The organism is Spirosoma endophyticum, assembly GCF_900112365.1.
GTDB lineage: Bacteria > Bacteroidota > Bacteroidia > Cytophagales > Spirosomataceae > Spirosoma > Spirosoma endophyticum.
The window spans coordinates 89,553-96,848 of the sequence record NZ_FOLQ01000021.1 but is presented as its reverse complement, the minus strand read 5'-3'; the positions used below and the strand labels follow the sequence as shown (position 1 = coordinate 96,848).

At 48.6% G+C, this 7,296-nt stretch carries 8 protein-coding genes and 1 pseudogene; 5 read left to right on the top strand and 4 right to left on the bottom strand.

The features are described 5' to 3' along the window. From BM202_RS30095 to BM202_RS38450, 4 genes are all read left to right on the top strand, one after another. On the top strand, positions 1-303 hold a 303-nt coding region (locus tag BM202_RS30095; RefSeq protein ID WP_143100795.1), incomplete at its 5' end, for a transposase. Between the two features lie 39 nt (positions 304-342). Then, positions 343-588, top strand: coding sequence for a hypothetical protein (locus BM202_RS38460; RefSeq protein WP_245776845.1), 246 nt, complete (start codon positions 343-345; stop codon positions 586-588). Positions 589-616: 28 nt separating this feature from the next. Next, positions 617-802 (top strand): hypothetical protein, encoded by a 186-nt coding sequence (locus BM202_RS38455; RefSeq protein ID WP_245776844.1) that lies wholly within the window; start codon positions 617-619, stop codon positions 800-802. A gap of 22 nt (positions 803-824) precedes the next feature. Beyond that, entirely contained in the window at positions 825-1,349 is a 525-nt protein-coding gene (locus tag BM202_RS38450) for a transposase (protein WP_245776843.1), read from the top strand. 13 nt (positions 1,350-1,362) lie between these two features. On the opposite strand, the gene BM202_RS30085 is transcribed toward BM202_RS38450, so the two are convergent. From BM202_RS30085 to BM202_RS37905, 4 genes and pseudogenes are all read right to left on the bottom strand, one after another. After that, the gene (locus tag BM202_RS30085) at positions 1,363-1,848 is read right to left on the bottom strand and encodes an SMI1/KNR4 family protein (RefSeq protein ID WP_093833220.1); all 486 of its coding nucleotides are present in this window, start codon (positions 1,846-1,848) and stop codon (positions 1,363-1,365) included. A gap of 282 nt (positions 1,849-2,130) precedes the next feature. After that, positions 2,131-3,264, bottom strand: coding sequence for a glycoside hydrolase family 2 protein (locus BM202_RS30080; protein ID WP_394333814.1), 1,134 nt, complete (start codon positions 3,262-3,264; stop codon positions 2,131-2,133). 75 nt (positions 3,265-3,339) lie between these two features. Further along, positions 3,340-3,720: pseudogene (locus BM202_RS39150) on the bottom strand (sugar-binding domain-containing protein); the annotation flags it as partial. Positions 3,721-3,756: 36 nt separating this feature from the next. Beyond that, entirely contained in the window at positions 3,757-3,960 is a 204-nt protein-coding gene (locus tag BM202_RS37905) for a hypothetical protein (RefSeq protein ID WP_143100794.1), read from the bottom strand. A 676-nt stretch (positions 3,961-4,636) separates the two neighbouring features. On the opposite strand from BM202_RS37905, the gene BM202_RS30075 reads away from it, so the two are divergent. After that, entirely contained in the window at positions 4,637-7,180 is a 2,544-nt protein-coding gene (locus BM202_RS30075) for a PAS domain-containing protein (protein ID WP_093833218.1), read from the top strand. Positions 7,181-7,296: the final 116 nt, after the last annotated feature.

Here is a 7,296-nt window from a genome sequence, read left to right as displayed (position 1 = left end):
AAAAAGCTGGCTTGCCATGCGGGCGTAGCTCCCTTTGAGCACTCTTCAGGCAGTAGTGTACGGGGCAAGACCCGCGTGAATCATCATGCCCGAAAATCACTTAAAACGTTACTCCATATGGCAGCCATGTCGGCCCTACAGGTGAAAGGAGAGTTACAGGATTATTATCAACGTAAAGTCGCCGACGGTAAAAATAAGATGTTGGTCATCAACGCATTACGAAATAAACTCATCCATCGGGTCTATGCAGTGGTCAAGCGAGGCAAAAAATATGACAAAACTTATGCCCTCCCCCTTGCTTGATCCATAGAAATCGGCCCGGCTTTGTAACTATCTATTTATATGACCACTTACATTGGTATTGACGTGTCTAAAGATAGTCTTTCTGTGGCTATCCCAAAACCAACGACGGGCTGGAAAGTGAGTAGCTTCGCCAATTCGCCTGACGGCATTCGCTCGCTGATAAATCAACTTCCCGAGCAGGCCCACTGCGTGCTGGAAGCCACCGCTCCGGCGGCCCGGCGGTTCCTACTCTGTTTTAGTGACCTATATGCTTACCTAAGCCAAGGTGACGATATCAGTCATTAACCCGAAGCAGAGTCATCACTTCGCCAAAATGCATTTATCGATCACCAAGACCGATCCGAGCGATGCTATTTTATTGTCTGAATACGGAAGGGCGATTCAACCGCCTGTTTATCAGATGAGTAATGATAGTTTACTATTACTTAGGCAGAAACGAACCTTGCTTAGACAATACCAAAATCGGACCGCCGACGCGGCAGCGAGTAGCACTGCTTAATTTACAGGAATCATTCCAGCCTTTGCCCTTACAAGATGCTACCGTTCAACATAGTTTGCAACAGATGATTGCTCATTTTCAGGCGGCCATTGCTCAACTAAAGGCTGAAATCAATCAGGTTTGCCAAGCTGATTTTGCCGAGCAGTACAAGCGATTACGGTCTATAAAGGGTAACTCTTATGCCGTTGCCACAGCCCTGATTGAGACCACGAACGGCTTTCGCGACTTTACATCCGCTAAGGCTCTGGCCAAGTTTATCGGTGTGGCTCCGGTGATCTATCAATCGGGGAAAGTAGGGATCACCAAGGGAATCAATCGCTCAGGGGATGCTCATTTAAGGGGTCAATTATATATGGCTAGCTTGTCCGCTATTCGCTATAATAAACCGTGTCGCGAGTGTTATCAGCGGCTGAAAGCTGCGGGCAAGGTGACTAATGTTGCCTTAATGGCCGTTGTCAACAAACTGCTTCGTCAGGCGTTTGCGGTTGTGAAGTTCGATGAGGATTTTAATCCAAATTATCAACCTATTTTACGCTCGATGGCTTGACTTTTAACACAGTTCATGTAAAGTCCTGCCCAGCGAAGCTAGAATCAGGTACTAGTCTCTCAATAAAATCGCTAAAAGTCTCAGACAAAACTAATTCAACATTTAGGTCCATATCTAAGAAGCTCACCTTAGGGTCTTTTCCTGATCTGTAATCTAAGGTGATCCACCAGTGGCCATTACCGCTTATAAGCACTTGATCTGGCGGAAGTCCCCACTCCTCAATTAGGTAATTACTATCTAGGATGTTCTGAGATGACTTGATTGAAGGATCAAGTACGATGCCGTAAAGTTGTTCTAGCGGAATTTCATCCATATCAATTATTCCCTGCTCAATTGGGAATTGAAATCCTTTTGTATAACCGCCATTCTGAAGTTTCAATAAGGTAATGTAAGACGCTGGCAGCTTCACTTTCAAGATCTCTTCCGCTTTGCTGACTATGTCCTCTGAAAGAGGGGGATGTCCATAATAATTTTCACCCCAGAATTCTATTGACACCATATAATCATTCTTTTCAAAGGTATTTTACTCGCAGTTGATGGGGCCAATCTACGGATATTTCATTAACATAATGCAGTACTTTCTGCTCCCCTTTCCAAAGGATAATTCAGTCAGTTTATACGGCTTCTATAGAGTGGTCAATCTCGGAATATTCCCTTAACATAAGACTGCATATGCAACTTGACTGAGAATAATACAAATTTTATAGTATTATAGGAGGGTAACAGCTCGTGACCAATAGAACTGGTTTAAGCGTCGAACGTATATTAGCCCCCCGATAAACTAGTCTTTTTTAGTTGCCAATTCATAACCCGCTTGTAGCACGGCTTGATTGACGGCTCGAACGCGGTCCGTCTCCATTTTTTCGACCCCCCGATCATACGTCAGCAGGCCGTTTACTTCGTGTTCCACATCCGTAGTTTGGGTGTAAATCGCTACGCTCAACCCCCGGTAGCGCATCAATTGGTCAACCTGATCCAGCAGGAAAACGTAGCGGTCGGTTAGGGCCGCTTTTGTCGGCTCATACGCGTAAGCATTATTTTCGACGGGCCACATATGCCCCCGCACAAACAATCCCACACCCCCAAATTCGCCCAGCGAAGCCGCCCGCTTTTCGTCAGGCTCCGAGGCTTTGGTGGGCCCCACGTAGATGTGCGTATCCACAAAATCACCGTTCTTCGGATCGCCGTACGCTTTCTGATAAGACGGATTGTTATTGAAACCCGAGTTGCCATTGACCAGTCGGGACGGATCATAGCGCTTGACCCAGTCCGTAATACGCACCACATCGAAAGCGCCCCAGTTTTCATTGAAGGGCACCCAGGCAATGATGGACGGGGAATTGTAATGGTCATCCAGGATGGCTTTGAGCTCGTGCCGAAACCGGGTCCGGGTGGCCAGGGTATCTTCGTTGGGATACCAGATGGCGGGCATATCCTGCCAGACGAGCAACCCCAGCTTATCGGCCCAGTAATAAAACCGTTGGGGCTCGGTTTTCATGTGTTTACGAATGAGGTTATAGCCCGCTTTTTTGGTATACTCCATGTCGAATTTGAGGGCCTCTTCGGTCGGGGCGGTCAAAATGCCATCGGGCCAGTAGCCCTGGTCGAGCAGGCCCAGCTGCATGACAAACTGCCCATTGAGCAAGGGTCGGACGACGCCATTGACCTTACCCAGCTGAACATCCCGCATGCCCACGTAGCTCATCACCTCATCCGACACGCGCCCGTTGGCCGCCGTCAGGGTCAGTTTGACATCATACAGGAAAGGGGCGTCCGGCGACCAGGGTTTGGGGTTGGCAAGGGGTAGGTAGAAAGCGGTTTCGGCCGTTCCTTCGGCCCGGGCTACTTCCTTTTTGCCATCGAACACGACCGCCGTAATTCGGGCCGCCCCAGGGGCCTTGACGTCTAGTTTCAACCGCTGGCCCGCCAGGTCGGGTAGCAGCCGTAGGGTTTGGATGTAGTCGGGGTTGACTGGTTCGAGCCAGACGGTTTGCCAGATACCGGAGGAGAAGGTGTAATCACCCCGGGGGCCATTTTTTCCCGAAGGCGTGCGTCCGTCATTGGCATCGTAAGCGGCCACCACCAGGCTGTTTGCCCCTTTTGCCAACCAGGCGGTGATATCGACTGAAAAGGCATCATACCCACCAGCGTGGCTGGCTGCTTTCTGGCCGTTGACAAAAATGGTGGCCTGGTGGTCGACGGCCTCGAAGTGGAGCAAGATGTGCTTGCCCGCCCAGGCAGCGGGCAGGGTAAAGGTCCGCTGATACCACATGTTGATTTCCTGCTTTCGCTGAATGCCCGACAGCACCGATTCAGGGCAATAGGGCACGCGTATTTTTTCCGTTGTCGCCGGGAAGGGGAGTACGCTGGTGGGGTTTTTAGCCGAAGTGACCGTTTTTCCACCCTGTTAATTCCAGGTGCCGTTCAGGCAAAGCCACTCGCTCCGCTGCAACTGGGGACGGGGGTATTCACCCAGGGGAAGTGGGTCCGCCAGGGCTGCTTTCGTCCAACGGGTTGGCAAATCGGCGACCTGGGCATAAGCGCCTGGAGTGGCGACCATAAGGCTGGTGACCAGCAGGGAGATAGAAAGGAAGCAAAGTCGTTTTAACATAGGGGGTTTGGCACAAGGGGAATGTGGGTCAAAAGTAGCCAGCCAAGGCTGAAAAACAGAAACGGGAAGAAATTTGGTGATGTCAGCGATACTGATCAGTACCTGAGACCTTTCGTTAGCTATCAAAGCCTAGTAAGACAGACCTGACGGTGGGCTGTTAGGGGGTCTTAAACATAGGCAACTATAAAATATATTGTCTATTTTAAAATAGCATTTTGCCGATACGTAAGCTATTGAATAACGGATTTTCCGTTTCTCTTTATTGTACTTTTTTTAGTGATCGTACCAGTAACTAAACCTTTCTATAAACGGTCTTAGCTTCATCCTTTAGCGCCCATGCAAAGTTATCAACTTAGAATTGCCGTTCACATTGCGAACCTTTTCGTGAACGCTTTCAGGCAGTAGTAGCAGGATTCAGACAACTTCTTTTGTTAACAGAAAGCTTCCATTTAGCCAAGGGTTTTCGTGAACAAAATGGCTTACCTCCAAAATTGCACTAAAACGATAAAGCAACATGGATAACCTCGTAAACTCACTCCTTAATGTTGTAGACTATTTCCAAGATATGGCTCATTATGAAAAGCAGCTCGTTGTCTGGGTTTATGGGGTCAACTAAGTTGCCCTGTTGAAAATTTCAGGTAATTTTAACGTTTATGTTTTCGTAACCATCTAAACTATGAACATTCCTCCATCGAGCCCTGAGGAAACGAATCGACTCGATGCGCTTGCCAGTTATAGTATCCTGGATACATTACCGGAGGAAGAATATGATGAGCTAACCCAGCTGGCTTCCCTAATCTGTCAAACGCCCATTGCCCTCATCAGTCTAGTGGATGATAGACGCCAGTGGTTTAAGTCCAATCAAGGCCTTCTGGTCAGGGAAATCCCACGTGAAGATTCCTTTTGTGCCCATGCCATCAACAACCCAAACCAGACCCTGGTCGTCCCTGATTCACGGCAGGATAGTCGATTTACTCAAAATCCACTGGTAACGGGTGAGCCGAATGTCATTTTCTATGCGGGTACTCCATTGATCGATGAGAATGGATTTGCCTTGGGATCGCTGTGCGTCATCGATCATGAGCCCAGGCAACTCACCCCCAGTCAATTAGCAGCCCTTACGATTCTCGCCAAGCAAGTGGTTAGACTGCTTGCCTTACGAAAAAAAACAAAAATCTTAGACGAGAGCGAAAAACGCTTCCAGGCCGAAAAAGCTGCCCTGGAAGTTAACCAAAAACGGTTAAAGACTATTTTCGACCATGCGCCAATTGGCCTTGGATTGTTAGGGGGACCTGACCATGTCTTTGAGTTAGTCAATGACCGAATCGCCCAAATGGCCGGCCGGACAATCCAACAGATGCAGGGAAAGCCCTTATTAGAGGCTTTACCCGAATTAGCGCAACAGGGACTGAAAGAAATTTTTGATTCGGTTCGGCAAACGGGCCAGCGGTTTATTGCCCCCGAAATACCCATAACCCTTCACCGTAACGATCAGGAAGAGACAGCCTATTTCTACGCCAGCTTTGAACCGGTTCAGGAGCCTGATGGTACGGTGAGCATCGTTGACTTTAGCATAGATATTACCCAGCAGCTTCAAAATCAACGGAAACTGCAGGAAAGCGAAGCCCGCTTTCGTACTATCGTCGAGCAGACCCCCCTGGCCATTGGTCAATTAAAAGGCCGGGAGATGGTTATCGAATTGGGTAACGAGCGAATTTTTGAGATGTGGGGGAAGCCCTCAGCCATAACGGGTATGCGGCTAACGGATGCTCTACCTGAACTAAACGATCAACCCTTTCTCCAACTCCTGGAGGAGGTATTTGATACGGGGACTCCTTACTATGGCAATGGTATTCTGGCCAGATTAGTCCGGCAAGGAATCCTGGAAGATGTTTACTTTGATTTCAGCTATACGCCCCTGCGGAATGCTGATCATCAGATTACCGGGATCATGATTCTGGCTATCGAGGTTACGGCGCAAGTGTTAATTCGGCGACAGATCGAACAAAGTGAGGCGCGATTTCGTAGCCTCATTCAAGAGGCACCCTTTGCGATCGGGGTCTATGAAACGGCTGAACTAGTTATTTCAGTGGCCAATCAGGCTATGATTCAACTCTGGGGAAAAACGCCGGCAGTCATCGGGCAAAAACTTATAAATGCTTTGCCGGAGTTGGAAGGTCAGCCGTTTATGTCCTTGTTAAACAGCGTTTATGAAACGGGGCAACCCTACCGGACGACCGAACAGCAGGCTTATTTAGTCGTGGATGGTCGGTTACAAGGTTATTGGTTTAGTTTCGTCTACCAGCCCCTGACCGATGAGGAGGGGAACGTATATGCCATTCTGAATATGGCCGTAGACGTAACTGAGCGTGTAGTGTCTCGCCAGCAGGTCGAAGAAAGTGAACGCCAATACCGGCAATTAGCCCAACACCTGGAGGCTCGTGTTGACGAGCGCACAAAGGCCTTACATCAGGCCAATCAGGATTTACAGCGTTCAAACGATAACCTGCAAGAGTTCGCCTACATTGCCTCACACGATTTGCAGGAGCCCTTGCGTAAAATTCAGGCATTTAGCACCTTGCTTATGCAACAATTTGATAACCAGCTCAATGAGCAGGCGCTCGATTATTTGCAGCGGATTACATCCGCTGGATCTCGGATGTCCGCTTTAATCAGGGACTTGTTGTTATATTCCCGGATTACTACTCGGCAACAAACGTTTGGCCTGGTGTCCCTCAAGGCGATTATTAGTACCGCTCTAGATACGTTATCCTTACAGATTGAGCAGCGAAACGCCCATATTGAGGTCGATCCGATGACGGTCGTCCAAGGCGATGAATCACAACTTGGTCAGCTCTTTCAGAACCTACTATCCAATGCGATCAAGTTTACCCCTGCCGATGAGGAACCTCAGATTCAAATCGAGTATTTTCTTCGGGACAAGAGTGAGCTACCAACCCGAATCCGACCCACCAGTACTGCGAACCAGTTCCATCAAATCAGCATTACGGATCAGGGCATCGGGTTTGATGCCAAATATTTAGACCGCATTTTTCAAGTCTTTCAGCGGTTACATGGCAAAAACGAGTTTGCTGGAACGGGGATTGGGCTGGCGATTTGTGACCGCGTGGTGGCCAATCATGGAGGGGGTATAACGGCGAACAGTACACCGGGAAAGGGCACCACCTTCTGCGTTTACTTACCTTGCTTTAGGGCTTGATTAAAGGTGAACCCGCTCTAATGGAGATGCTTGGCGGAAAGGTATTGGTTAGTTCGTTCTTTATATAACTATAAGCGTTTTTGGGTGTTGAATCGGTCTCGCTACCGTTGTAGTAC

Bases quoted from the DNA above. Each gene is read 5' to 3' on its own strand.
- BM202_RS38460 (WP_245776845.1), top strand. From the start codon at position 343: ATGACCACTTACATTGGTATTGACGTGTCTAAAGATAGTCTTTCTGTG.
- BM202_RS37905 (WP_143100794.1), bottom strand. From the start codon at position 3,960: ATGTTAAAACGACTTTGCTTCCTTTCTATCTCCCTGCTGGTCACCAGC.
- BM202_RS30075 (WP_093833218.1), top strand. From the start codon at position 4,637: ATGAACATTCCTCCATCGAGCCCTGAGGAAACGAATCGACTCGATGCG.
- BM202_RS30085 (WP_093833220.1), bottom strand. From the start codon at position 1,848: ATGGTGTCAATAGAATTCTGGGGTGAAAATTATTATGGACATCCCCCT.
- BM202_RS38455 (WP_245776844.1), top strand. From the start codon at position 617: ATGCATTTATCGATCACCAAGACCGATCCGAGCGATGCTATTTTATTG.